Origin of the sequence: Dorea longicatena (assembly GCF_025150085.1) — a bacterium.
Lineage (GTDB): Bacteria > Bacillota > Clostridia > Lachnospirales > Lachnospiraceae > Dorea_A > Dorea_A longicatena.
This window is the reverse complement of sequence record NZ_CP102280.1, coordinates 1,763,510-1,786,795: the sequence shown is the minus strand read 5'-3', so window position 1 is coordinate 1,786,795 and position 23,286 is coordinate 1,763,510. Positions and strand designations below refer to the sequence as shown.

The window sequence follows — 23,286 nt, the reverse complement described above, 5'->3', positions numbered from 1 at the left end:
ACAGGATGAGACAGAGAATGGAACCAAGAACATTACTAGATTTTATGGGCGTGGCAGAACGCCTGAAATGTAATATGCGCCATTCCAGAACGGCAGAGAACAGACGGGAAAGTGTAGCAGAACATACCTACCGTCTGTGCGTGTTTACATGGCTGGTAAAAGAAGAATTCCCGGATTGTGATATGGACAAGGTGATGAGGATGAGCCTGTTCCATGATCTGGGAGAAGCAGTGACCGGAGATATTCCGGCATTTGTGAAGACAGATTCTGACCGGGAAGTAGAAGAAAGTGCAATCAGCAATGTGACAGCGATGCTCCCGGAAAGGGAACGAAAAGAACTGGATGCGCTGTTTGATGAACTGGAAAAAGCAGAGACGATGGAAGCAAAAATCGTACATGCACTGGATAAGATGGAAGCATTGATCCAACATAATGAGGCAGATATTGCAACGTGGCTTCCACTAGAATATGATCTTCAGATGACTTATGGAGAAAAAGAATGTAAGGCGGATCCGTATCTTGCGAAGCTGCGTGAAGTGATCCGACAGATATCGGCAGATAAGATTGCCTCAGAGGGAGAAGAAAGGGGACAGTCTTACTATATAAGAAAAGGTGTGGAGAATATGCATCTGGAAGAAGTGGCAGCACTTCTGCACAGTACGGACTGGGCAAAAGACAGAACGGAAGAGCTGATCAGAAAAAGTATGGAGAATGCCTGTCCGTATGGATTATTTCTGAGTGACTGCATCAGTGAAGGCGGAAAAGACAGGCAGATCGGATTTGCGAGAGTTCTGACGGATGGTGTGACGACATTTTACCTGATGGATCTGGTCATAGAAGAAGCGTATCGCGGGCAGGGGTTTGGAACAATCATGATGAATCAGATCATGAAGGAAAACGGGCATCTGTATGGTATGCTTCATACACAAACTGCAAAAGCATTTTATGAAAGATATGGGTTCCGGGAAATAGGAAATACAAAGAAAACAGAAGAAATATATATGGAAAAACCGTGTGGCTAAAAATAGCTACACGGTTTTTGGTTCAAAAGGAAAAGGCTAAAGTATTCAGGATTTTCTGATATCTATAGATCTTCCAGGTTAATATCGCGGGGCGTTTCCATATGTTTCAATGTAATCTCATAGATGTGGGAAGTATCGCCATTCTTCATACAATCCAAAATTGCCATATGTTCTTCGTAAGTCTGTTCCATACGGCCTTTATGTGCAAGGGAGAGTTCAGCCAGCCGTTTCATGCGGTACATGAACATGGCGAATACATTTGAAAACTGTTCATTTTCCAGATAATCTATGATTTTTGTGTGAAACTGAAAATCATATTCGGAAAATTCTTTGATAGAATGTGTAGTTTCCATAATATCGTTCATGCACTCCATGATCCAGTCTAGCTCTTTAAAAAGCTTTTTCGCTTTGCGGGTAGAAGAAGCTTTACTGATCTGAACGGTGCAGTATGTTTCCAGTGCAGAACGTACCTGAAATGTTTCATTTACATCCTTTCGGTTCATCTGATGCAGCATAAATCCTTTGCTGGGAATAATATCAATATAACCTTCCTGTGCAAGTCTGTGCACGGCATCTCTTAGCGGGGTGCGCGAAATTCCAAGTTCTTTTGATAATTTTGTCTCGGAATAGACTTCCTGATAGGAAAAATGATTCTCCATGATCAATTTCTGGAGATAATTATAAGCTTGTTCATTGAGTGGTGTCATAGTAACTCCTTATATTTCACGATAATTATTTATTTAACAAAATTCATGCGTTTTTCGCTATAAATATCATACAATACAGGCTGAAATCGGTCAAGTGAAAAGGAAAACGAGGGTGAAAAAAGTTGTCTATAATGTTAAGAAAATAACGAAAGAAAAGCGATGTATATGTTAAAAATAGACAAAAATAGAGGCGTAAAACTGGTGAAATAAGAGAAAGAAAAATAACGTCTTGACCGGTATACCGGTATGTAGTAAAGTGTAGTCAGAAACAAAAAAGAACGACATATTTCACTGATCCGAACGGAAATGAACAAGTGTAAACTATGTTGTGAAAGTAAACGATCATGTGGAGTGAAAAAGAGAAAGGATGTATGAAAATGAAAGTAGGATTTATTGGACTTGGTATCATGGGAAGACCGATGGCAAAGAACTTATTGAATGCAGGTGTAGAGCTGCTGGTATCTGATTTAAATAAAGAAGCAGTTGCAGATGTTGTAGCAGCAGGAGCAAAAGAAGCAACATACGCAGAGATTGGTGAGCAGTGTGGAAGAATTATCATCATGGTTCCAAGCGGAGCAATTTCCAAATCTATCTTATTTGATGAAGACGGTGTTGCATCTACCATCAAAGAAGGAACCGTTGTATGTGATATGAGTTCTGTAACACCGGTAGAATCAAAGGAATGCTACGAAGGACTGAAAGATAAAGGTGTAGGATTCGTAGATGCACCGGTATCCGGAGGAGAGCCTGGAGCTGTTGCAGGAACACTTGCAATCATGGCCGGAGGAGATCAGGAAGACTTCGATGCAATGAAAGAGTATTTTGACATTCTTGGATCTTCTGCGTTACTGATCGGTGGAAGCGGAAGCGGAAGTGTTACAAAGCTTGCAAACCAGGTAATCGTTAATAACACAATTGCAGTGGTATCTGAAGCATTTGTACTTGCTACAAAAGCAGGAGCAGATCCGGAAAAAGTATATCATGCGATCCGCGGAGGACTTGCAGGAAGTGCAGTACTTGATGCCAAGATCCCGATGATCATCGAGCGTAACTTCAAACCAGGCGGACCGATCAGAATCAACCATAAAGATATCAAGAACGTAGTAAATACAGCACATTCGATTGATGTACCGATTCCATATACAGCACAGCTTTATGAAATCCTTCAGACACTGAAGATCCACGGACATATGAATGATGATCATGGCGGAATTGTTCAGTATTTCGAAAAACTTGCTGACGTAGAAGTAAAAAAGACGGAAGAGTAAAGGAGAATGGACATGGCATTGAATGCAGAAGTATTAACTTCATATAAGAAGATTGACGAAGCTTATATCGATGAACTGTTAAAGAAAGAAATTGAAAAGAATAATAAAAAGATCGTTGTCTTAGACGATGACCCGACAGGAGTTCAGACGGTACATGACATTTCCGTATACACAAACTGGGAAAAAGATACAATCCGTCAGGGATTTGATGAGGAGAATAACTTATTCTATGTCCTGACCAACTCCAGAGGATTTACAGCGGAACAGACAACCAAGGCGCACAATGAGATCGCTGCAGTGGTTGACGAAGTCGCAAAAGAGACCGGAAAAGAATACATATTCATCAGCAGAAGTGATTCTACTCTTCGTGGACATTATCCACTGGAGACAGAGCTTCTGAAGAAGAACTATGAAGCCAATACAGGAAAGACGATCGACGGTGAGATCCTCTGCCCATTCTTCAAAGAAGGCGGAAGATATACGATTGATAATGTACATTATGTAAAATACGGTGAAGAGTTGATTCCTGCGAATGAGACAGAGTTTGCCAAAGATAAGACATTTGGCTACAGTGCAGCGACAATGCCGGAGTATGTAGAAGAGAAGACAAAAGGGGCATACAAAGCTTCCGATGTTACCTGCATTTCACTGGAAGATATCCACGATATGAACATCGACAAGATCGAAGAAGCACTGATGGAAGTGAAAGACTTCAATAAGATCATTGTAAATGCTGTGGATTATGCAGATGTAAAAGTATTCTGTGTGGCATTGTACAGAGCAATGGCAAAGGGAAAAGTATTCATGTTCCGTACGGCGGCAGCTATCGTAAAGGTTATGGGCGGAGTAACCGATCAGCCGCTTCTTAGCAGAGAACAGATGGTGGTAAAAGAGACAGACAACGGAGGAATCATCGTTGTAGGTTCTCATACAGATAAGACTACAAAACAGGTGGAAGAACTGAAGAAACTGACAGACATTGAATTCATCGAACTGGATGCAACACTTGTAAAAGATGACGAAGCATTTGAAAAAGAAGTAAAGAGATGTCTGAATCTGGAAGAGACTTGCATGAAAGCCGGAAAGACAGTCTGCTGTTATACAACAAGAGCACTGATTACTGCTGATACAGGTGATAAAGAGGATGAGTTAAGATTATCTGTAAAGATCTCCGATGCAGTACAGTCACTGGTTGGACGTTTAAGTGTAACACCAAGCTTTGTAATCGCAAAAGGCGGAATTACATCCAGTGATGTAGGAACAAAAGCTCTGGCAGTAAAGAAAGCGAATGTTCTTGGTCAGATCAAGCCTGGAATCCCGGTATGGCAGACAGGAGAAGAAAGTAAATTCCCTCTGACACCATACGTTATCTTCCCTGGAAACGTAGGTGAGGTCACAACATTAAGAGAAGCTGTGGAAGTGCTGGCAGCAAAATAAATAACAAAACATGTCAAAAACAGACAAGACGAAATAGACAAAACGCAAAAAAAGGAATTGAGGCAGAGGAAAAGAACTCTGCCTCAGTAAAAAAGAGAGAACATAGGAGGTCTGTATTATGGTAAACGGACTTAGTGGGGAAAGGATGTTGATAGGTCTGGTGATAGGTATCGCAGTCCTGATATTCCTTGTGTTAAAGACAAAAATCCAGGCATTTCTTGCCCTGATCATCAGTACAGTTGTAGTTGGCGTGATTGGCGGCATGCCACTTACAAACATTACAATCGATGTAGACGGTGTTGAGAAGACATTTGGTATTGTAAATTCGATCACTTCCGGGTTTGGCGGAACCTTAGGAAGTATCGGAATCATTATCGGATTTGGTGTTATGATGGGCCAGATCTTTGAAGTAACAGGTGCAGCCAAGAGAATGGCACATACATTCTTAAAACTGTTCGGTAAGAAGAGAGAAGAGGAAGCTCTTGCACTGACAGGATTCCTGGTATCTATCCCGATCTTCTGTGATTCCGGATTCGTTGTACTGGCACCGATCGCAAAGGCAATCTCCAAAGCAACGAAGAAATCCGTGATCGGACTTGGAACAGCCCTGGCAGCAGGACTTGTAATCACCCACTCCTTAGTACCACCGACACCGGGACCGTTAGGTGTCTGCGGAATCTTCGGAGTAGACGTAGGAAAATTCATCTTACTGACACTGGTACTTGCACTTCCGATGGCAATTGCATGTATCGCATACTCAAGATTATTCCTTTCTAAGAAATATTACAGAATCCCGAACGACGAAGGCGAGATCGTAGAGATGCCTTATCAGGAGCCTAACTACGAGGCAGCATTTGCAATGGATATGACAGGAGTTCCGGGAGCACTGGAATCCTTCATGCCGCTGATCATCCCGATCATCCTGATCCTGATCAACACAGTAGCAACAGCAATGGGCAAGACAGAAGGATTCATGAATATCCTTGTATTCCTTGGACAGCCGATCGTAGCAGTCGGACTCGGACTGATCGTGGCAATCCTGACACTGGGAAGAAGCCTTGACAGACATGAAGCCCTTGCAGAGATGGAAAAAGGAATGGCATCAGCCGGAATCATCATGTTAGTAACAGGTGGCGGCGGAGCGCTCGGCCAGATCATCAAAGACTCCGGACTTGGAACATTTATGGCAGAAGGGCTTGCAAAGACAGCAATCCCGATCATTATCCTGCCGCTTCTGATCGCGACAGCAATGAGATTCATTCAGGGATCAGGAACTGTAGCAATGACGACAGCAGCAAGTATCACAGCACCGATCATCGCAGCATCAGGCGTAAGCCCGATCCTTGGAGCAGTGGCATGCTGCGTAGGATCTTTATTCTTCGGATACTTCAACGACAGTTATTTCTGGGTAGTAAACAGAACCTTAGGTGTCAGCGAGGCGAAAGATCAGTTAACGATCTGGTCTGTAACATCAACGGTAGCATGGGCTGTCGGTGTAGTTGAAGTGTTGATACTTAATATATTTATGTAAAGAATATCAGAAATTCTTGTATACTTTGATATACAAAAATGAGCTGGCCGGAAAGTGTGGAATGAGTAGTGCCCCATAATTTCCGACCGGCTTTTTTTTATCAAAGTATGTAAGAAAATGTATTGGTGGCTAGCCAAATAAAAATAAACAAAAAGAAACATGATATATTGTGAAAATAAACAAAAAGATTGATAAAAAATAGATTATATTGACATAAATAAACATTAGAGATAAAATATAAACATAAACGAACAGTATAAAACGTTTGAAAATGTGAAAAAAGGAGAATGATTATGCCGCAGTGTGTTGTAATCGCAGATGACCTGACAGGGGCCAATGCAACAGGAGTATTACTGAAAAAGATGAATTATAAAGCATACACAGTTATGAACACAGAACGGATCGAACTGTCTACTTTGTCGGACTGTGACTGTGTATTATACCCGACAGACAGCAGAGGAGTAGATGCAAAAATCGCATATAACCGGGTATACAATGTCTGCAATCTGCTTAAGGATGACGATGTCAAAGTATATGCCAACCGGATTGACAGTACACTTCGCGGAAATCTCGGAAGTGAGACCGATGCGATGCTGGACAGCCTGGGAGAGGATTATATAGCAATTGTGGCACCGTGTTTTCCGGCTTCGGGAAGAATTATCTGTGGCGGATATATGCTGGTGGACGGACTGCCGTTACATAAGACGAATATTGCAGTTGATCCGAAGACACCGGTGAAGATATCAGAAGTAGGAGAACTTTTTAAGCAGCAGAGTAAATATCAGGTATCCACGATCTATATGAAAGATCTGATGCATGGAAAGCATTATCTTGCTGATCTGATGAAAAAATGTGTGGAGGAAGGAAGCCGGATCATCACTTTAGACTGTATTACACAGGAAGATCTGGACTTGATCGCCGATGCAGTGATCACCAGCGGATTAAAAGTGATTGCCGTAGATCCGGGAGTATTTACCGCAACGTTATCCAGAAAGCTGATCACGCCGAATAAGAAAAAACAGAAGACCAAGATCCTTGCAGTGGTAGGAAGCGTGAATGCCAATACCACGGCCCAGATGGAAGAATTGTGGCTTTCACAGAGAACGCATAATGAATTCGTTCATACAAGAGAACTTCTGGAAGGTGAAAAACGCAGAGAACTGGAGATCAGAAGGGTGGTCAATTCCATTCTGGGTGAATGCGACAGGAATAATATATCAACCGTAACCGGAGACGGAATCTATCCGGAGAACAGAATTGATTTTACACCGTATATGGAGCGATATCAGTGTTCACTGGATGAAGTGACAGAAATGATCAATAGTGGATTCGCGGAGATCACGTATCGTATCTTCAAGGCAGAAGATACATTCAAAGGCCTGTATACAAGTGGCGGGGATATCACAGTTGCTGTCTGTAAAAAGTTCGATACCGCAGGCTTAAGTCTGTTGGATGAAGTACTTCCACTTGCAGCTTACGGACAATTCTTAAAAGGAGAGTTTGAAGGTGTACATATCATTACCAAGGGTGGAAGTCAGGGAAATAAAGATGCGATCAATAAGTGTATTACTTATTTGAAAGAAAAATTATATATCTAAGAAAGGGTGAGAGAAATGAAGAAACCAGTTATTGCAATTCCAATCGGAGATCCTGCAGGAGTAGGACCGGAGATTGTAGCAAAATCCATTGCATCCGATGAGGTGTTCCAGATTGCGGTGTGTGTCATCGTCGGAGATCGGAAGATCGTAGAAAAAGCAATCGAGATCACAGGAGAGAATTTGAAGATCAATGAGATCAAAGAGCCGGAAGAGGCAGTCGATGAAAAAGGAGTCCTGAACCTGATCAATCTTGACAACGTGGATATGGATACATTTGCCTATGGAAAAGTCAGCGCTATGTGCGGAAAAGCAGCGTATGAATACATTGCAAAGAGTATTGAACTGGCAAATGCGGGAAAGGTCGATGCAGTGGCTACTACTCCGATCAACAAAGAATCCCTTCATGCGGCAGAAGTTCCGTATATCGGGCATACAGAGATCTTTGGAGCACTGACACATACAGAAGATCCGTTGACAATGTTCGAGACGAATGGAATGAGAGTATTCTTCCTGACACGTCATGTATCGTTAAGGCAGATGCTGGATATGATCAAAAAAGACAGGATCATTGATTATGTAAAACGCTGTACTAAGGCATTGGAAAGACTCGGTGTGAAAGAAGGAACTATGGCAATTGCAGGGTTAAATCCACACAGCGGAGAACATGGACTCTTTGGCTGGGAAGAAGTCGAAGAGATCATGCCGGCAATCGAAGAACTGAAAGCGGAAGGTTATGATGTGGCAGGTCCGATCGGGGCGGATTCAGTATTCCATCAGGCAGCGCAGGGAAAATATACCAGTGTATTATCGCTGTATCACGATCAGGGACATATCGCAACCAAGACACTGGACTTCGAAAAGACGATCGCAATCACAAATGGTATGCCGATCCTTCGTACATCGGTAGATCACGGAACTGCATTTGACATCGCAGGAAAAGGAATCGTAAGTGCGGTCAGCATGATCGAAGCAATCAGACTTGCAGCAAAATATGCACCGAATTTCACGGGAAAACATGAAAAATAAAATTAAGAAATAAAACGAAAAGGAATTGCGGCAGGTAAATAACTGCCGTAATAAAAAGAGAGAACATAGGAGGTCTGCATTATGGTAAACGGACTTAGTGGGGAAAGGATGTTGATTGGTCTGGCGGTAGGTATCGCAGTCCTGATATTCCTTGTATTAAAGACAAAAATCCAGGCATTTCTTGCCTTGATCATCAGTACAGTTGTAGTTGGCGTGATTGGCGGCATGCCACTTACAAACATTACAATCGAAGTAGACGGTGTTGAGAAGACATTTGGTATTGTAAATTCGATCACTTCCGGGTTTGGCGGAACCTTAGGAAGTATCGGGATCATTATCGGATTTGGTGTTATGATGGGCCAGATCTTTGAAGTAACAGGTGCAGCCAAGAGAATGGCACATACATTCTTAAAACTGTTCGGTAAGAAGAGAGAAGAGGAAGCTCTTGCACTGACAGGATTCCTGGTATCTATCCCGATCTTCTGTGATTCCGGATTCGTTGTACTGGCACCGATCGCAAAGGCAATCTCCAAAGCAACGAAGAAATCCGTGATCGGACTTGGAACAGCCCTGGCAGCAGGACTTGTAATCACCCACTCCTTAGTACCACCGACACCGGGACCGTTAGGTGTCTGCGGAATCTTCGGAGTAGACGTAGGAAAATTCATCTTACTGACACTGGTACTTGCACTTCCGATGGCAATTGCATGTATCGCATACTCAAGATTATTCCTTTCTAAGAAATATTACAGAATCCCGAACGACGAAGGCGAGATCGTAGAGATGCCTTATCAGGAGCCTAACTACGAGGCAGCATTTGCAATGGATATGACAGGAGTTCCGGGAGCACTGGAATCCTTCATGCCGCTGATCATCCCGATCATCCTGATCCTGATCAACACAGTAGCAACAGCAATGGGCAAGACAGAAGGATTCATGAATATCCTTGTATTCCTTGGACAGCCGATCGTAGCAGTCGGACTCGGACTGATCGTGGCAATCCTGACACTGGGAAGAAGCCTTGACAGACATGAAGCCCTTGCAGAGATGGAAAAAGGAATGGCATCAGCCGGAATCATCATGTTAGTAACAGGTGGCGGCGGAGCGCTCGGCCAGATCATCAAAGACTCCGGACTTGGAACATTTATGGCAGAAGGGCTTGCAAAGACAGCAATCCCGATCATTATCCTGCCGCTTCTGATCGCGACAGCAATGAGATTCATTCAGGGATCAGGAACTGTAGCAATGACGACAGCAGCAAGTATCACAGCACCGATCATCGCAGCATCAGGCGTAAGCCCGATCCTTGGAGCAGTGGCATGCTGCGTAGGATCTTTATTCTTCGGATACTTCAACGACAGTTATTTCTGGGTAGTAAACAGAACCTTAGGTGTCAGCGAGGCGAAAGATCAGTTAACGATCTGGTCTGTAACATCAACGGTAGCATGGGCTGTCGGTGTGGTTGAAGTGTTGATACTTAATATATTTATGTAATCTGAGACGAATCGTATAATAAGAAAAGCCTGAGACGGCTGGAAGAACGGATATGCTTCATTGGGAGGTTAATGAATGCGTGTCGGCTCTTACAGCCGTTTCTTTTGTATGTTTTGGCAAGTGACAGCTTTGGCAGAGTGCCCTGCACCTGCAATATCTTGTAAATGAAATAACGACATGTTATCATAAACACAGGAAAAAGAAAGAAGGAACAGGTGTATTATGAAGGAATCAAGCCGTCAGGAACGGATAATAAGAACGTCTTTGATAGGAATCTTAGTTAATTTACTGATCGCGGCAGTGAAAATTGTGATCGGAACGCTGGCATCGTCAATAGCAATCGTGTCGGAAGGAATCAATAATGCAACGGATGCAGGATCTTCGTTTCTGACATATGTAGGAACAAAGCTTTCCGGGAAACATCCGGATGAAAAGCACCCATTTGGATATGGAAGGATTGAGTATCTGACCGGCATGGTGGTCGGTATTCTGATTTTGTATGCGGGGATCAGTATGTTGAAAGAGTCGATAGATGGAATTTTACATCCATCGGATATGAAGGTCAGTATGCTGATGGTTCTGATCGTGGCGGGAACAGCTGTGACGAAGTTCTGCCTTGGAATGTATACAATAAAGATAGGAAAATCAGTGGAATCGGAAGTACTTCTGGCAGTGGGAGAAGACGGAAGGAATGATTCGTTTTTCTCGGGACTTACGATTTTGTCATCTGTAATATTTTTATTTACAGGATTTTCACTGGATGCATATGCGGGTATTGTATTTTCCTTTGTAGTTATAAAGAGTGGGGTAGATGCGCTTAAGAATACGGCGTCGGATCTGATCGGTCGTTCAGGAAAAGAAGAACTTGCAAGACAGTTATATAAAGAAATCCGTGCAACAGACGGGGTGATCAGTGCGATAGATATGATGTTGCACGATTATGGACCGGACCGCTATTCGGGCTCGGTGAATATCGAAATTGATCATAAAAGAAGCATTGGAGAGGTATATGAAGAGATTCACAGACTGCAGCTTCGGATCATGGAAGAATATCATGTGACGATGGTATTCGGAATCTATGCAGTCGATGAGGATACTTCAAGTGTCGTTGACATCCGTCGATACATTGGAAAATTTGTACGTGTAAATGAGCACGTGAAGAGCTTTCATGCGTTATATCTGAGCAAAGGAACCAATACTCTTTATTGTGATTTTATTGTGGACTATGCGCTCAGAGACTGGGAGGGACTGCGAAAATCATTTACAGACTATATGAAGAAACAGTATCCGGAATATGAGATATCACTGACAATAGAGACAGAATTTGTATAATTTCTATAAATTTATTTATAAAGTAAAAAATGAAAAGACTGCAGATCGCAGATCTGGCGTAATGTGGGAGGAGATAATATGCTTGCGGCAGAAAGACAGGCAATGATCGTTGAATTGATCAAAGAGAATGGAAGTGTGCAGGTAGATGAGCTGGCTAAAGAATTGAATGTAAGTTCCATGACAATTCGGAGAGATCTGATGAAGTTGGAAAGCGGTAATATGATCGAACGGTGTCATGGAGGTGCGGTCGCGAAACAAGAGGTTGCTTATGAGACAAAGCAGACCAGTAATAAGAACAGTAAAGAAGCAATTGCAAGAAAATGTGTAGAATTTGTACATCCGCAAGATTCAGTATTTCTGGATGCGGGGACGACAACCTGCGAGATCGCAAAATTAATCCGGGACATCCCAGATATTATCATTGTGACAAATGATCTGGAGATTGCACAGGTATTAAAAAACAGTGATGCGAAAGTATACATATGTGGCGGTATGGTACAGAAAGAGACGGGAAGTCTGTTTGGCAGATATGCGACAGAGATGCTGAAGGATTTCCGGTTTGATGTAGGATTCTTTGGAGCAGCTTCCATCAACGAAGAATTCCAGGTAACAACACCGACACATGAAAAGATGTGGCTGAAACGCCAGGTTCCGAAGCAGTGCGCAAGATCCTATCTGGCAGTAGACCAGTCAAAATTCGGAAAACAATCCATGACCTGGATCAATCAGTTAGAAGACTATACAGGAGTGGTTACGGATCGTGAATTTCTGCCGGAGGAAGTGGAAGTGCTGAAGGCGAGACGGGTGCGGATTATTGTTGTATAATCCTGTTTAATGCAGTATCGTGGTCTTTCTCATGTCGTGATTGGCCAATGCTACTGAAAATTCAACAGCGGAATTGTAACTTTTGTGTGTAGCCGGAAAGTTGTGGTGAAAACCTTGACTTTCCGGCTTTTTGTATACTTCCAAACTTAGGAACTCTTTCCAGTGAATATGGAGAAGGTGTTGGAAAATCTTAAGGGACAAAATTCTGCGTTAGGTTTTCAAAATTTGACTGTTTGAAGCGTATGCCGAGTTTCAAATTTTGAAAGCCTGCTTTTAGCAGAATTTTGTCCCTTTAGATTTTCCCGCCGACGGAATCTGAACAGGAAAGAGTTCCTAAGTTTTATGGAGGTCCGGGTAACGACCGCTTCATGCATTCAATAGTAATTAAATTTAATACGTAATCTCCTGCAAATACAATCCCTTCGGATCACAAGGCGCACTTGCTTCGAGAATTCCCGCAAAGATATCATCAATATCCTGCACAGATCGGTTGCCAAGTCCGATATCCATTAGCGTTCCGACAATGATACGTGCCATATTATGAAGAAAATCATCCGCATGGATCAGGATCTGCATTTCTTCAATGTCACCATAGATATCAATATCAAAGATCTCACGGACCGTAGATTTCGTTTTCTTTGCACTGGAGAAGTTGCGGAAATCATGACGTCCTGTGAGTTTCTCGGCGGCCTGCTGCATCAGACGTTTGTCCGGGATACGGTAGCAATGGTAAGTGTATTTGCGGTCAAAGACGCTCGGTACATCGTCGATCGTCATACGGTATACATAGGTCTTGGATGTGGCGTTCAGCTGTGCGTGAAAACGTTCTGGAACCTCTTTTACATCGATGATTGCGATATCCATCGGAAGGTAACGGTTCAGGTAATGTTTGATGTTCTGTGTCGTTGTGGAAGAAGAAGTCTTGAAATTGGCAATCTGTGCATAGGCATGTACACCGACTTCTGTGCGGCATCCACAGAAAAGCTCCAGGTCATCTTCTTCAGTCATTTTTTTTAAAACTTCAGTAATTTTATTAGAGATGGTATTGCCGGATTCATCTTTTCCCAGTCTGGTCCATCCCTGGTAACGGCTTCCGTCGTATTCGATCGTTAATTTTATATTTCTCATGAAAACTCCATTCTGCTGCGAAATGCAGCCTGTCTAATAATTGATGTTGTATATAACTAAATACATGAATTTCAGAATACTTACATTGAAATTAGTTTAAGTATAACAAATCCGGTGCTATAATAAAAGAGCTTAAAAAGAAAAAGAGAGGTGTTTTTTGTGGAAATAGAAAGCAGAAAGGTATCGGATTCAATCGTGGAGACAGTCCATATGGTAAGGCCGCAACATTTGAATGCGTCAGACCGTTTGTTCGGAGGAGCACTTATGCAGTGGATCGATGAAGTGGCGGGTATGGTGGCAAAACGTCACACAAGAAGAAATGTAATTACGGCATCTGTAGACAGCTTAAGTTTCCTGCGCGGTGCATATGTCAAAGATACAGTTGTGATCATAGGAAAGGTAACCTATGTCGGTAATACATCCATGGAAGTAAAGGTGGATACGTATGTAGAAGCGTTAAGTGGGGAGCGTACACCGATTAATCATGCGTATTTTACAATGGTAGCATTGGATAAGAATGACAAACCGGTCAGGGTGCCAAGACTGGACCTTGAGACGGAAGAAGAAAAAGAAGAATGGGAAAAGGGAGAAAAGAGAAGAGAACTCCGTATGATGCGCAAAGAAGAAGGGCTTTAAACTGTCCTTCTTCTTTGCGCATATCTGAGAACGAAAAGGAATTAAGTATTGTTTTTCATGTGTGTACGGACCATCTGCACCATCTGGTCGATCTGATTTTGTTCTTCTCTGGAACGTCCTTCTTTCAGAATGTCGAGGATGAGAGACATTTCCTGTGGAGTGAACTGGATCCCTTTCTTGTTCGCACTGGTGATGAGCGCCATCATAACGGGAGCCAGAGATCTCCCGCTTTTGCCGGCGGTCTGTTTGGCTGCAAGCCGGATCAACTCCAGTTTGACCGGGTCCATTCCCTTCATGGCCGGATGATCCATCCAACTGTTTGAGAAATTGTTTTCGGAAGTGTTTTCATTCGCTGTATGATTCGTTGTTCCATTCATGTGAAGAGTCTCCTTTCATGGCAGAGGTTCCAGGCGAGGAAAGTTCCTGGTCGAACAGGTCCATGTAATTTTGGAACATTTCCATATCTTCGCCGGACATCATTGTCTTCATAAGATCAACAGGTCCTGCAGGACCGCAAGAATCGGAACCTCCGGACGTAGAATCGGTCTGTGCCATCACCATCATTTCCATTATCTGCAGCATAGAAGTCATCTGGTCCATCATATTCCGTTCGTTTTCATCCATATAGGGTGCGAGTTCACCGATAGATTGAAAAGAAAATGCATGAAACGGCAGTCCGCGGAAATAATCCATCGTATACCGGAATTCGGAAAATTTGATATAGACGGCAAGGAAGCGCTGAGTGGAAGGAGGCAGAAAGGAAAGAAACAGCTTCAATTTATATAAATAGGAGGGTGTGACAGATTTATCAAATGGTGTCATTGGTTTTGAAGGTTTTCCGGCCATAGTGGCTCCTCCCAGGATCAGCGTTATAAATATATATGAAAAAAGAGACGGAAAAATGACTCCGTCTCTTAAGTCCTATGCAGGAAATATTATGTTGTCTAGCATCCGCATCCACAGCCATTGCCGCATCCGTTGCCGAAACCACCACAGCAGCAGAGAAGAAGGATGATCCACAGGCAGCTGTCGTTGCCACATCCGTTGTTGCCGCATCCACAGCCGTTGCCGAAACCGCCGCAGCAACAGAGAAGAAGGATGATCCACAGGCAGCTGTTATTGCCGAAGCCACATCCGTTGTTGCCGCATCCGCATCCGCCGTTACATCCACCACATCCACAGTCTCCGCCGAATCTGTCGCGTCCTTCGCAGCCACATCCACAGTTTGCTGTACCTAAATCGCTCATATTGAATCCTCCAATAATGATGTTTACAGTACATAATATGCAGATGGTGTAAATGTGTGAGATGAAAATTATCCGTAATTAACCAGCCGTTTTAAAGAATGCTGGAAATGAAGCTGCTCTTTTTGGATTTTTACACGTTTGAATCCGTTGAGTTCTTTTTTTGAATATTCATCGTAAAGTTTCAATAAATAAGATACCGGAAGATTTCTGTTCTTGTACCAGGTGAAAAGCAGCCAGTCCATGATCGCGGGCAGCCAGTACTTTTCAGGAATCTCGGCTTCGCGCAGGGTTACGGCATAGCTAAGTGCCTGGGCTGCCAGGTCTGACAAGCGGGCCGATCGTGTATTTTCTTTATTCTTATCTTTGAAAAGTTGTTCGCTTTCTAAAGTGATATCGTATAAGGAGTCTGCCGCCCGCCAGTAATTCACGAATGGTGTACCGATGACCGGATCTGTTTCTTCTATATTATTATGCAGGTTGAACAGATCGAAATTCCGGTCAGAGTCTGACGATGGCTTTCCGAATACTTTGCGGTCATAGGAAGCACGCTTCTTTGGGTCGGAAAGTATTCGGTAAGCTTCCAGAATACGCTGCATTTTCTTAGTTGTATCGATACCATCCTTCATGTTGGCATCGGGATGATATTTTTTTGCAAGTCTGTTCTTGGCAGCAGAAATCTCTTCAGGAGAAGCTGTTCGTGACACACCAAGTATCTTGTAATAATTCTTTTTTGCCATTATATTCTCCCCTTATAATATATGGACCTGATTAGAAGATACTGCAGACGGCAATATCTTCCATCAGATATATTACGACAAAGTTGCGTGGAAATCAATTTTATTTTGAAAAATTAAGGTGTAAAGAAAAAATACTTGACACCTGCACAGAAGTGTTATATGATATCACAGGTGAAAGACATGAATGAAATATTAGAACAGGCATTATTATATGATTTTTATGGAGAACTACTTACCGATCATCAGAAAGAAGTGTATGAACAGTTTGTTCTTGAGGACCTATCACTTGGCGAGATCGCAAGAGAAGAGGGAATCAGCAGACAGGGCGTACATGACCTGGTAAAGAGATGTTCCCAGACACTGAAAGGCTACGAAGAGAAACTTCATCTGGTAGAGAAGTTCGTGTCGATCAGAGAAAAAGTAAAGCAGATTGATGAATTGCTGGACGGATATGAAAAGGAGAATGCGGAAAAGTTAGTTGCAGACATCCGGAAGATATCCGATGAAATTATAGAGGAGTTATAGCATGGCATTTGACAGTTTGACAGAAAAACTTCAAAATGTATTTAAAAACCTGAGAAGCAAAGGACGTCTGACAGAGGATGATGTCAAAGAAGCTTTAAAAGAGATCAAACGTGCATTACTTGCGGCGGATGTTAACTTTAAAGTGGTAAAAGACTTCATTAAGAGCGTACAGGAACGCGCGATCGGTCAGGATGTCATGAACGGTCTGAACCCGGGGCAGATGGTGATCAAGATTGTAAATGAAGAACTGATCAATCTGATGGGATCTGAGACCACAGAGATTAAGCTTCAGCCTGGAAAAGCCATCACAGTTATCATGATGGCAGGTCTTCAGGGAGCAGGTAAGACAACCACGACAGCAAAGCTTGCCGGAAAGTTCAAGTTAAAGGGCAAGAAACCGCTGCTGGTCGCATGTGATGTCTACAGACCGGCTGCGATCAAGCAGTTACAGGTCAACGGTGAGAAGCAGGGTGTGGAAGTCTTCTCCATGGGAGAAAACCACAAGCCGGCGAACATCGCCAAGGCAGCGATCGAACATGCGCAGAAGAATGGCAACGACCTCGTGATCCTCGATACAGCCGGACGACTTCATATTGATGAAGACATGATGGCTGAGCTTGAAGAGATCAAAGAAGAAGTAGAAGTACATCAGACCATACTCGTCATTGATGCAATGACCGGACAGGATGCCGTAAATGTGGCAAAAGAGTTCAATGAAAAGGTCGGCATCGATGGTGTGATCGTTACGAAATTAGACGGTGACACAAGAGGTGGTGCGGCGCTGTCCGTAAAGGCAGTTACCGGAAAGCCGATCCTGTATGTAGGTATGGGAGAGAAGCTTTCAGATCTGGAACAGTTCTATCCGGATCGTATGGCATCGAGAATCCTGGGAATGGGAGATGTCCTGTCGCTTATCGAAAAGGCGGAAGCCGAGATCGATGAAGAAAAAGCCAGAGAGATGACCCAGAAGCTTAAGAAGAACCAGTTTGATTTTGACGATTATCTGGAAAGTATCAAGCAGATGAAGAACATGGGTGGTCTTGGAAATATTATGAACATGCTGCCGGGCCTTGGAGGTATGGGCGGTAAGATGAAGGGATTAGACGACGAGCAGACGGCAGAAGCCGAGAGGAAGATGGGAAGAATGGAAGCAATCATTCATTCCATGACACCGGCGGAAAGAGCCAATCCGGATATCCTTTCTCCATCCAGAAAGCACAGAATTGCCAAAGGTGCAGGGGTGGACATCAGCGAAGTGAACCGTATGATCAAGCAGTTCAACGAGATGAAAAAACTGATGAAACAATTTGGCAAGCCGGGAAAGAAGAAGAAATTCGGATTTCCGTTCTAAACATGATATACCGCGAATTCCGCGTTATATAGATAAAAATAAACTATGAAAATATTATAATTTTACGGAGGTAAACTAACATGGCAGTAAAAATGAGATTAAGAAGAATGGGACAGAAGAAGGCTCCTTTCTATAGAATCATCGTAGCAGATTCTAGATCACCAAGAGACGGAAGATTCATCGACGAGATCGGAACATACGATCCGAACTGTGATCCAAGTGTAATCAAAGTTGACGAAGAAGCAGCTAAGAAATGGCTTGCTAACGGAGCTCAGCCTACAGAAGCAGTTGCAAAGATCTTAAAGGCAGCAGGCATCGAAAAATAATTATGCCACTGGAGGTGTGCATTTATGAAGGAATTAGTTGAAGTAATTGCGAAAGCATTAGTCGACGATCCAGAAAGCGTTGTTGTAAATGAACGCGAAGAGAAGAAGACGACAGTTCTGGAAGTACGAGTTGCTGAATCTGATATGGGTAAAGTAATCGGAAAACAGGGCCGCATTGCAAAGGCAATCCGTTCAGTCGTGAAAGCCGCAGCAGCAAAGGAAGATAAGAAAGTTATCGTAGATATCATGGACTAAATAACTAATGGGGATTCCCATTTTGTCCCGGGACAGGCCCGCTTGTGGTCTGTCCCGCTTATCTTATACGGCAGAATCATATGTACAAAAGAAGCCGCTGGAGCGTCGGAAACGCAGAAAGTGAAAAAGGAGTATTTATGGAAGAATTATTACAGGTAGGTGTCATTACTTCGACACACGGAGTGCGTGGGGAAGTTAAAGTATTTCCGACCACAGATGACCCGAATCGTTTTAAATCGTTAAAACATGTACTGTTAGACACCGGAAGAGAGAAAAAATCTCTGGAAGTCCAGGGTGTCAAATTCTTTAAGCAGTTTGTAATCCTGAAGTTCAAGGGAATTGATAATATTAATGATATTGAGCGTTATAAAAGATGTCCACTTCTTGTAGAACGTAAAGATGCGGTGGAACTGGAAGAGGATGAATACTTTATCGCCGATATGATCGGAATCGAGGTCGTAACAGAGGATGATAAACCGTTCGGAACATTAAAAGATGTTATGGAGACCGGTGCAAATGATGTCTATGTGATCGATACAGATGAACACGGCGAGGTATTGGTTCCGGCGATCCGCGAATGTATCCTGGATGTTGATATAGAAAATCAGAAGATGAAGATCCATCTGATGGATGGTCTGATCTAGAAAGAGGATAATCTATGAATTTTTATATTATGACGTTATTTCCGGAGATGGTTATGGATGGATTGAATACCAGCATCATCGGACGTGCGGTAAATAAAGGGCTTCTGTCTATAGAGGCATTAAATATCAGAGATTATGCATTTAACAAGCATCACAGCGTGGATGATTATCCGTATGGCGGAGGTGCAGGTATGCTGATGCAGGCAGAACCGGTGTATCAGTGCTATGATGCACTGGCAAGGCAGATTACGGAAAGAAAGGCAAAAGCCACAGAAGAAAAGCTGGCATCTGGTGAGAAGAAAGAGATGTCAGGAGAGCAGAAGCGTACCAGAGTCATCTATCTGTCTCCGCAGGGAAAGACATTCAACCAGTCCATGGCAGAGGAATTTGCACAGGAAGAAGATCTGGTATTTTTGTGCGGTCATTACGAAGGCATTGATGAACGTGTGTTGGAAGAGATCGTTACAGATTATGTATCTATCGGAGATTATGTCCTGACAGGAGGTGAGCTTCCGGCAATGATCATGATCGATGCGATATCCCGGCTGGTTCCGGGGGTACTTCATAATGATGTGTCCGCCGAGTTCGAGAGCTTTCAGGATAATCTGCTGGAATATCCGCAATATTCCAGACCGGAAGTATGGCATGACAGAAAAGTGCCGGAGATACTGATGTCCGGGCATCATGCCAATATTGAAAAATGGAGACGTGAACAGTCTGTGATCCGCACTGCAAAGAACCGGCCGGATCTGCTTGAAAAAGCCGAACTTACAGAAAAAGAAAAAAAACTGGCCGAAGAAGTGCAAAAAGAAGTAAAAAAATCCTTGTAATTTGTTGCAGGGTATGATAAAATGTAGCATGTTGTGAAGAAATAGATGGTCCTCTGGTACGAATGTATTAAGAACATCCAAGTAAACAAGGAGGTCACACATAATGAACGATATTATTAAGAACATTGAAGCTGCTCAGTTAAAAGAAGTAGCACCAGAATTTCACGTAGGAGATACTGTTAAAGTTTACGGAAAGATCAAAGAAGGAAACCGTGAAAGAGTACAGGTTTTCGAAGGAACAGTCCTGAAGAGACAGGGTGGCGGAGCAAGAGAAACATTTACAGTTAGAAAGTTTTCTAACGGAATCGGTGTTGAGAAGACTTGGCCGGTACACTCACCAAACGTTGAGAAGATCGAAGTAGTAAGAAGAGGTAAAGTAAGAAGAGCAAAACTGAACTACTTAAGAGACCGCGTTGGTAAGAAAGCTAAAGTTAAAGAATTAGTAAAATAATCGAAAATGTAACAAAATGAGAAAAAGGACAACTACATAATGTAATTGTCCTTTTTCTGATATATCAAAGTATGTAAGAAAAGTTGCCAGTGGCAAGTTTTCAGTATAAGGGGATTTTATGAGACGCAGAAGTAATCTGGATTTTGAAAAAAGAAGAAGATCCCGGAAAACCGGTTATCGCAGACGCAAAGCAAAGAAAAAAGGCTTCGGAAATCTTCCAAAAGCAAAGAAAAAGATACATCTTAATCTTGAAATGATCGCTTCTACATTTACCTGGATTTTTAAGATCGTGGTCACCTGTCTGGTGGCATTTGTTGCTGTGTGGTACTGGGGACAACGGGTCAGTACGGTAGGAGATTCCATGAGTCCGGTGCTTAAGAATGCAGATGTAGTACTGGTAAACCGGATTGTGTACAATGCTTCTTCACCGAAAAGGGGAGATGTTATCGTGTTCAAACCGAAAGGCAATGAGAATTCGCATTATTATACCAAAAGGATTGTCGGACTTCCGGGCGAGACGGTACAGATTGTGGAGAATCAGGTCTATATTAACGGTAAAAAACTGGAAGAAGATTATAAAACAACAAAAATAGATACAGCTGGAATTGCCGGTGAGAAGTTGAAACTTGGCGGTGATGAATATTTTGTTCTGGGAGATAACAGAAAAAACAGTGAGGACAGCCGTAGTGCCGATATAGGAAAAGTAAAACGTTCTTATATATATGGAAAGGCATGGTTTGTGGCATCCCCGAAAAAAGACTGGGGATTTGTGAAATAGAAGATAAGGAGAAATAATATATGCATTTTCAATGGTATCCTGGGCACATGACGAAAGCAAAACGCATGATGCAGGAAAATATCAAATTAATAGATCTGGTTATTGAACTGGTTGATGCCAGAGTTCCGATCAGCAGCAGAAATCCGGATATTGATGAACTGGGAAAGAATAAAGCAAGATTGATCCTTTTAAATAAGTCAGATCTGGCAGAAGATAAGTGGAATGATGCCTGGTCAGAATATTTTCGTGAAAAAGGATTCTCTGTTGTGAAGGTAAATTCCAAGAAAGGCGGCGGGATCAAATCTATCAATGGTGTGATCCAGGAAGCATGTAAAGAAAAGATTGAAAGAGACAGAAAGCGTGGGATTTTGAATCGTCCGGTCAGAGCTATGGTAGTGGGAATTCCGAATGTAGGAAAATCAACATTTATCAATGCACTTGCGGGAAAGGCATGTGCAAAAACCGGTAACAAACCGGGAGTGACAAAAGGAAAGCAGTGGATCAGACTGAATAAAAATGTGGAGCTTCTGGATACACCGGGAATCCTGTGGCCAAGATTTGAAGATCAGGCAGTAGGCCTGAAACTGGCATTTATCGGATCGATCAAAGATGAGATCCTTCAGACAGAAGAACTTGCGGCAGAACTTGTAAAGTTTATGAATGAAAATTATCCGGGAGTACTTGAGAATAAATATAATGTAGAAGAAGACACGGATCCATACGGAATGCTGGAAAAAATTGCAGAGAGCAGACATTGTCTGGTTCGTGGAAATGAACTGGATACAGAAAAAGCTTCGGTTCTTCTGATGGATGACTTCCGCAACGGACGTTTGGGCAAACTGACACTGGAGTACCCGGATGCATATTAAAAACAGAGGCAGAAAGTATAGAAGGGAAACAACAAAAGAACATGGCTAGACGTTCAAGAGAAGATGCAGAAGAAAGCATTTTGAGAGAGCTTGGAGGATGGATTGTCTATATTCTGCTGATCATAGGGTTAACGTATTTTATCATAACATTTGTAGGGCAGAGAACAAGAGTGAGTGGATCTTCCATGGAGACAACGTTGCAAAACGGGGATAATCTGATCGTGGATAAGATCAGTTACCGCTTCCGTGATCCGAAACGTTATGACATTATTGTATTTCCGTACAAATACGAAGAAAATACATATTATATCAAACGTATCATCGGAATGCCGGGAGAGACTGTGCAGATAAAAGACGGATATGTATACATTGACGGAGAGAGGCTTTTGAGCGATATCTATGGAAATGAATTGATCAAAGATCCACAGACTGCCGCAGATCCGATTACATTAAAAGAAAATGAGTATTTTGTTATGGGAGATAATCGTAACCATAGTATGGACAGCAGGGATCCAAGTGTAGGCGTACTGACAAAAGAAGATCTGATTGGCAGGGCATGGGTAAGAATTTATCCATTTGACAATATAGGAGTGATCCGTCATGAATAAACGAGAAGAAGAAAAACTAAAAAGGCAACAGGAAAAACTGAAAAAAGAACTGGAAAGAACAGAAGCAATGAGTGTTTATGAAAAAGAACACAGCGACTGCCAGTATATTTGCGGTATTGATGAAGTAGGCCGTGGGCCATTTGCAGGTCCGGTGGTGGCAGGTGCGGTTATCTTGCCAAAGGATGACCCGATTTTGTATCTGAATGATTCAAAGAAACTTTCAGAGAAAAAAAGAGAGGCATTGTACGATGAGATTATGGAACGTGCTGTTGCAACGGGAATCGGTGTTGTAAGTCCGGCAAGAATTGATGAGATCAATATTTTGCAGGCTACTTATGAGGCGATGCGTATGGCAATCGGCAATCTAAAGGTGCAGCCGGATCTTTTGTTGAATGATGCAGTAACAATACCGGAGGTAGAGATCCCACAGGTGCCGATCATTAAAGGTGATGCCAAGAGCGTGTCTATTGCGGCGGCAAGTATCATTGCAAAAGTAACAAGAGACCGGCTGATGGTGGAGTATGATAAAGTACTTCCGGGGTATGATTTCGCAAGTAATAAAGGGTATGGAACGAAGAAGCATATTGAGGGGCTGAAAGAACTGGGACCATCTCCGATACACAGAAGGACTTTTATAAAGAAATATATATAAAGATGCAGA

General features: G+C 42.7%; 27 protein-coding genes. 21 read left to right on the top strand and 6 right to left on the bottom strand.

Going from position 1 to position 23,286, the window contains the following annotated elements; all coding sequences use genetic code 11:
* Window positions 1-17: 17 nt before the first annotated feature.
* On the top strand, window positions 18-1,022 hold the full coding sequence (locus NQ508_RS08515) for a bifunctional HD family hydrolase/N-acetyltransferase (RefSeq protein ID WP_044920262.1): 1,005 nt from the start codon (window positions 18-20) through the stop codon (window positions 1,020-1,022).
* Between the two features lie 62 nt (window positions 1,023-1,084).
* On the opposite strand, the gene NQ508_RS08510 is transcribed toward NQ508_RS08515, so the two are convergent.
* Complete coding sequence (locus NQ508_RS08510) at window positions 1,085-1,729, bottom strand: GntR family transcriptional regulator (RefSeq protein ID WP_006428019.1); 645 nt, start codon at window positions 1,727-1,729, stop codon at window positions 1,085-1,087.
* 377 nt (window positions 1,730-2,106) lie between these two features.
* Between NQ508_RS08510 and garR the strand changes: the two genes are divergently transcribed.
* The 8 genes from garR to NQ508_RS08470 all read left to right on the top strand — a co-directional run bounded on the left by garR (window position 2,107) and on the right by NQ508_RS08470 (window position 12,240).
* A complete protein-coding gene (gene garR, locus NQ508_RS08505; RefSeq protein ID WP_171054387.1) occupies window positions 2,107-2,997 on the top strand; it encodes a 2-hydroxy-3-oxopropionate reductase in 891 nt (296 codons plus the stop codon).
* Window positions 2,998-3,009: 12 nt separating this feature from the next.
* Window positions 3,010-4,434 (top strand): four-carbon acid sugar kinase family protein, encoded by a 1,425-nt coding sequence (locus NQ508_RS08500; RefSeq protein ID WP_044920260.1) that lies wholly within the window; start codon window positions 3,010-3,012, stop codon window positions 4,432-4,434.
* 118 nt (window positions 4,435-4,552) lie between these two features.
* Entirely contained in the window at window positions 4,553-5,965 is a 1,413-nt protein-coding gene (locus NQ508_RS08495; protein ID WP_006428016.1) for a GntP family permease, read from the top strand.
* 293 nt (window positions 5,966-6,258) lie between these two features.
* On the top strand, window positions 6,259-7,563 hold the full coding sequence (locus NQ508_RS08490; protein WP_044920258.1) for a four-carbon acid sugar kinase family protein: 1,305 nt from the start codon (window positions 6,259-6,261) through the stop codon (window positions 7,561-7,563).
* 15 nt (window positions 7,564-7,578) lie between these two features.
* Window positions 7,579-8,589 (top strand): 4-hydroxythreonine-4-phosphate dehydrogenase PdxA, encoded by a 1,011-nt coding sequence (pdxA, locus tag NQ508_RS08485; RefSeq protein WP_006428014.1) that lies wholly within the window; start codon window positions 7,579-7,581, stop codon window positions 8,587-8,589.
* Between the two features lie 81 nt (window positions 8,590-8,670).
* Window positions 8,671-10,083: a GntP family permease gene (locus tag NQ508_RS08480; RefSeq protein ID WP_022415973.1), complete on the top strand. Its 1,413-nt coding sequence runs from the start codon at window positions 8,671-8,673 to the stop codon at window positions 10,081-10,083.
* A gap of 222 nt (window positions 10,084-10,305) precedes the next feature.
* Window positions 10,306-11,415: a cation diffusion facilitator family transporter gene (locus tag NQ508_RS08475; RefSeq protein WP_006427247.1), complete on the top strand. Its 1,110-nt coding sequence runs from the start codon at window positions 10,306-10,308 to the stop codon at window positions 11,413-11,415.
* 78 nt (window positions 11,416-11,493) lie between these two features.
* Entirely contained in the window at window positions 11,494-12,240 is a 747-nt protein-coding gene (locus NQ508_RS08470; RefSeq protein ID WP_006427248.1) for a DeoR/GlpR family DNA-binding transcription regulator, read from the top strand.
* 390 nt (window positions 12,241-12,630) lie between these two features.
* Here the strand turns inward: NQ508_RS08470 and truA are convergent, their stop codons facing one another.
* A complete protein-coding gene (gene truA / locus NQ508_RS08465) occupies window positions 12,631-13,368 on the bottom strand; it encodes a tRNA pseudouridine(38-40) synthase TruA (RefSeq protein WP_006427249.1) in 738 nt (245 codons plus the stop codon).
* A 159-nt stretch (window positions 13,369-13,527) separates the two neighbouring features.
* Between truA and NQ508_RS08460 the strand changes: the two genes are divergently transcribed.
* Window positions 13,528-14,004 (top strand): acyl-CoA thioesterase, encoded by a 477-nt coding sequence (locus tag NQ508_RS08460; RefSeq protein WP_022415034.1) that lies wholly within the window; start codon window positions 13,528-13,530, stop codon window positions 14,002-14,004.
* Window positions 14,005-14,045: 41 nt separating this feature from the next.
* Here NQ508_RS08460 and NQ508_RS08455 read toward each other — a convergent pair whose 3' ends face one another.
* From NQ508_RS08455 to NQ508_RS08440, 4 genes are all read right to left on the bottom strand, one after another.
* Window positions 14,046-14,315 carry a hypothetical protein gene (locus NQ508_RS08455; protein ID WP_006427251.1) on the bottom strand — a complete coding sequence of 90 codons (270 nt, stop codon included), beginning with the start codon at window positions 14,313-14,315 and terminating at the stop codon, window positions 14,046-14,048.
* Between the two features lie 34 nt (window positions 14,316-14,349).
* On the bottom strand, window positions 14,350-14,628 hold the full coding sequence (locus tag NQ508_RS08450; protein WP_173819802.1) for a hypothetical protein: 279 nt from the start codon (window positions 14,626-14,628) through the stop codon (window positions 14,350-14,352).
* Between the two features lie 320 nt (window positions 14,629-14,948).
* Entirely contained in the window at window positions 14,949-15,251 is a 303-nt protein-coding gene (locus NQ508_RS08445; RefSeq protein WP_044919887.1) for a hypothetical protein, read from the bottom strand.
* A 68-nt stretch (window positions 15,252-15,319) separates the two neighbouring features.
* The gene (locus tag NQ508_RS08440; protein ID WP_006427253.1) at window positions 15,320-15,988 is read right to left on the bottom strand and encodes a DnaJ domain-containing protein; all 669 of its coding nucleotides are present in this window, start codon (window positions 15,986-15,988) and stop codon (window positions 15,320-15,322) included.
* Between the two features lie 180 nt (window positions 15,989-16,168).
* On the opposite strand from NQ508_RS08440, the gene ylxM reads away from it, so the two are divergent.
* The 11 genes from ylxM (at window position 16,169) to NQ508_RS08385 (ending at window position 23,277) form a co-directional block, all read left to right on the top strand.
* A complete protein-coding gene (ylxM, locus tag NQ508_RS08435) occupies window positions 16,169-16,513 on the top strand; it encodes a YlxM family DNA-binding protein (protein ID WP_237998623.1) in 345 nt (114 codons plus the stop codon).
* Window position 16,514: 1 nt separating this feature from the next.
* Window positions 16,515-17,864 carry a signal recognition particle protein gene (ffh, locus tag NQ508_RS08430; protein ID WP_006427255.1) on the top strand — a complete coding sequence of 450 codons (1,350 nt, stop codon included), beginning with the start codon at window positions 16,515-16,517 and terminating at the stop codon, window positions 17,862-17,864.
* Window positions 17,865-17,944: 80 nt separating this feature from the next.
* A complete protein-coding gene (gene rpsP / locus NQ508_RS08425; RefSeq protein WP_006427256.1) occupies window positions 17,945-18,190 on the top strand; it encodes a 30S ribosomal protein S16 in 246 nt (81 codons plus the stop codon).
* Window positions 18,191-18,214: 24 nt separating this feature from the next.
* A complete protein-coding gene (locus tag NQ508_RS08420; protein ID WP_006427257.1) occupies window positions 18,215-18,445 on the top strand; it encodes a KH domain-containing protein in 231 nt (76 codons plus the stop codon).
* Between the two features lie 137 nt (window positions 18,446-18,582).
* Window positions 18,583-19,089 (top strand): ribosome maturation factor RimM, encoded by a 507-nt coding sequence (gene rimM / locus NQ508_RS08415; RefSeq protein WP_022415030.1) that lies wholly within the window; start codon window positions 18,583-18,585, stop codon window positions 19,087-19,089.
* Between the two features lie 14 nt (window positions 19,090-19,103).
* Window positions 19,104-19,919, top strand: coding sequence for a tRNA (guanosine(37)-N1)-methyltransferase TrmD (trmD, locus tag NQ508_RS08410; RefSeq protein WP_006427259.1), 816 nt, complete (start codon window positions 19,104-19,106; stop codon window positions 19,917-19,919).
* Window positions 19,920-20,022: 103 nt separating this feature from the next.
* Window positions 20,023-20,370: a 50S ribosomal protein L19 gene (gene rplS / locus NQ508_RS08405; protein ID WP_006427260.1), complete on the top strand. Its 348-nt coding sequence runs from the start codon at window positions 20,023-20,025 to the stop codon at window positions 20,368-20,370.
* Window positions 20,371-20,488: 118 nt separating this feature from the next.
* Complete coding sequence (gene lepB / locus NQ508_RS08400) at window positions 20,489-21,148, top strand: signal peptidase I (RefSeq protein ID WP_006427261.1); 660 nt, start codon at window positions 20,489-20,491, stop codon at window positions 21,146-21,148.
* A gap of 20 nt (window positions 21,149-21,168) precedes the next feature.
* Window positions 21,169-22,017 (top strand): ribosome biogenesis GTPase YlqF, encoded by an 849-nt coding sequence (ylqF, locus tag NQ508_RS08395; RefSeq protein ID WP_006427262.1) that lies wholly within the window; start codon window positions 21,169-21,171, stop codon window positions 22,015-22,017.
* Between the two features lie 41 nt (window positions 22,018-22,058).
* Complete coding sequence (lepB, locus tag NQ508_RS08390) at window positions 22,059-22,625, top strand: signal peptidase I (RefSeq protein WP_006427263.1); 567 nt, start codon at window positions 22,059-22,061, stop codon at window positions 22,623-22,625.
* Entirely contained in the window at window positions 22,618-23,277 is a 660-nt protein-coding gene (locus NQ508_RS08385; protein ID WP_022415027.1) for a ribonuclease HII, read from the top strand. The genes lepB (NQ508_RS08390) and NQ508_RS08385 overlap by 8 nt, the downstream gene beginning before the upstream one ends.
* The last annotated feature ends 9 nt before the right edge of the window (window positions 23,278-23,286 follow it).

Coding starts and splice junctions, on each gene's coding strand:
- NQ508_RS08515 (WP_044920262.1), top strand. CDS start 18: ATGGAACCAAGAACATTACTAGATTTTATGGGCGTGGCAGAACGCCTG.
- NQ508_RS08510 (WP_006428019.1), bottom strand. CDS start 1,729: ATGACACCACTCAATGAACAAGCTTATAATTATCTCCAGAAATTGATC.
- garR (WP_171054387.1), top strand. CDS start 2,107: ATGAAAGTAGGATTTATTGGACTTGGTATCATGGGAAGACCGATGGCA.
- NQ508_RS08500 (WP_044920260.1), top strand. CDS start 3,010: ATGGCATTGAATGCAGAAGTATTAACTTCATATAAGAAGATTGACGAA.
- NQ508_RS08495 (WP_006428016.1), top strand. CDS start 4,553: ATGGTAAACGGACTTAGTGGGGAAAGGATGTTGATAGGTCTGGTGATA.
- NQ508_RS08490 (WP_044920258.1), top strand. CDS start 6,259: ATGCCGCAGTGTGTTGTAATCGCAGATGACCTGACAGGGGCCAATGCA.
- pdxA (WP_006428014.1), top strand. CDS start 7,579: ATGAAGAAACCAGTTATTGCAATTCCAATCGGAGATCCTGCAGGAGTA.
- NQ508_RS08480 (WP_022415973.1), top strand. CDS start 8,671: ATGGTAAACGGACTTAGTGGGGAAAGGATGTTGATTGGTCTGGCGGTA.
- NQ508_RS08475 (WP_006427247.1), top strand. CDS start 10,306: ATGAAGGAATCAAGCCGTCAGGAACGGATAATAAGAACGTCTTTGATA.
- NQ508_RS08470 (WP_006427248.1), top strand. CDS start 11,494: ATGCTTGCGGCAGAAAGACAGGCAATGATCGTTGAATTGATCAAAGAG.
- truA (WP_006427249.1), bottom strand. CDS start 13,368: ATGAGAAATATAAAATTAACGATCGAATACGACGGAAGCCGTTACCAG.
- NQ508_RS08455 (WP_006427251.1), bottom strand. CDS start 14,315: ATGGATCATCCGGCCATGAAGGGAATGGACCCGGTCAAACTGGAGTTG.
- NQ508_RS08450 (WP_173819802.1), bottom strand. CDS start 14,628: ATGGATGAAAACGAACGGAATATGATGGACCAGATGACTTCTATGCTG.
- NQ508_RS08445 (WP_044919887.1), bottom strand. CDS start 15,251: ATGAGCGATTTAGGTACAGCAAACTGTGGATGTGGCTGCGAAGGACGC.
- NQ508_RS08440 (WP_006427253.1), bottom strand. CDS start 15,988: ATGGCAAAAAAGAATTATTACAAGATACTTGGTGTGTCACGAACAGCT.
- ylxM (WP_237998623.1), top strand. CDS start 16,169: ATGAATGAAATATTAGAACAGGCATTATTATATGATTTTTATGGAGAA.
- ffh (WP_006427255.1), top strand. CDS start 16,515: ATGGCATTTGACAGTTTGACAGAAAAACTTCAAAATGTATTTAAAAAC.
- rpsP (WP_006427256.1), top strand. CDS start 17,945: ATGGCAGTAAAAATGAGATTAAGAAGAATGGGACAGAAGAAGGCTCCT.
- NQ508_RS08420 (WP_006427257.1), top strand. CDS start 18,215: ATGAAGGAATTAGTTGAAGTAATTGCGAAAGCATTAGTCGACGATCCA.
- rimM (WP_022415030.1), top strand. CDS start 18,583: ATGGAAGAATTATTACAGGTAGGTGTCATTACTTCGACACACGGAGTG.
- trmD (WP_006427259.1), top strand. CDS start 19,104: ATGAATTTTTATATTATGACGTTATTTCCGGAGATGGTTATGGATGGA.
- rplS (WP_006427260.1), top strand. CDS start 20,023: ATGAACGATATTATTAAGAACATTGAAGCTGCTCAGTTAAAAGAAGTA.
- lepB (WP_006427261.1), top strand. CDS start 20,489: ATGAGACGCAGAAGTAATCTGGATTTTGAAAAAAGAAGAAGATCCCGG.
- ylqF (WP_006427262.1), top strand. CDS start 21,169: ATGCATTTTCAATGGTATCCTGGGCACATGACGAAAGCAAAACGCATG.
- lepB (WP_006427263.1), top strand. CDS start 22,059: ATGGCTAGACGTTCAAGAGAAGATGCAGAAGAAAGCATTTTGAGAGAG.
- NQ508_RS08385 (WP_022415027.1), top strand. CDS start 22,618: ATGAATAAACGAGAAGAAGAAAAACTAAAAAGGCAACAGGAAAAACTG.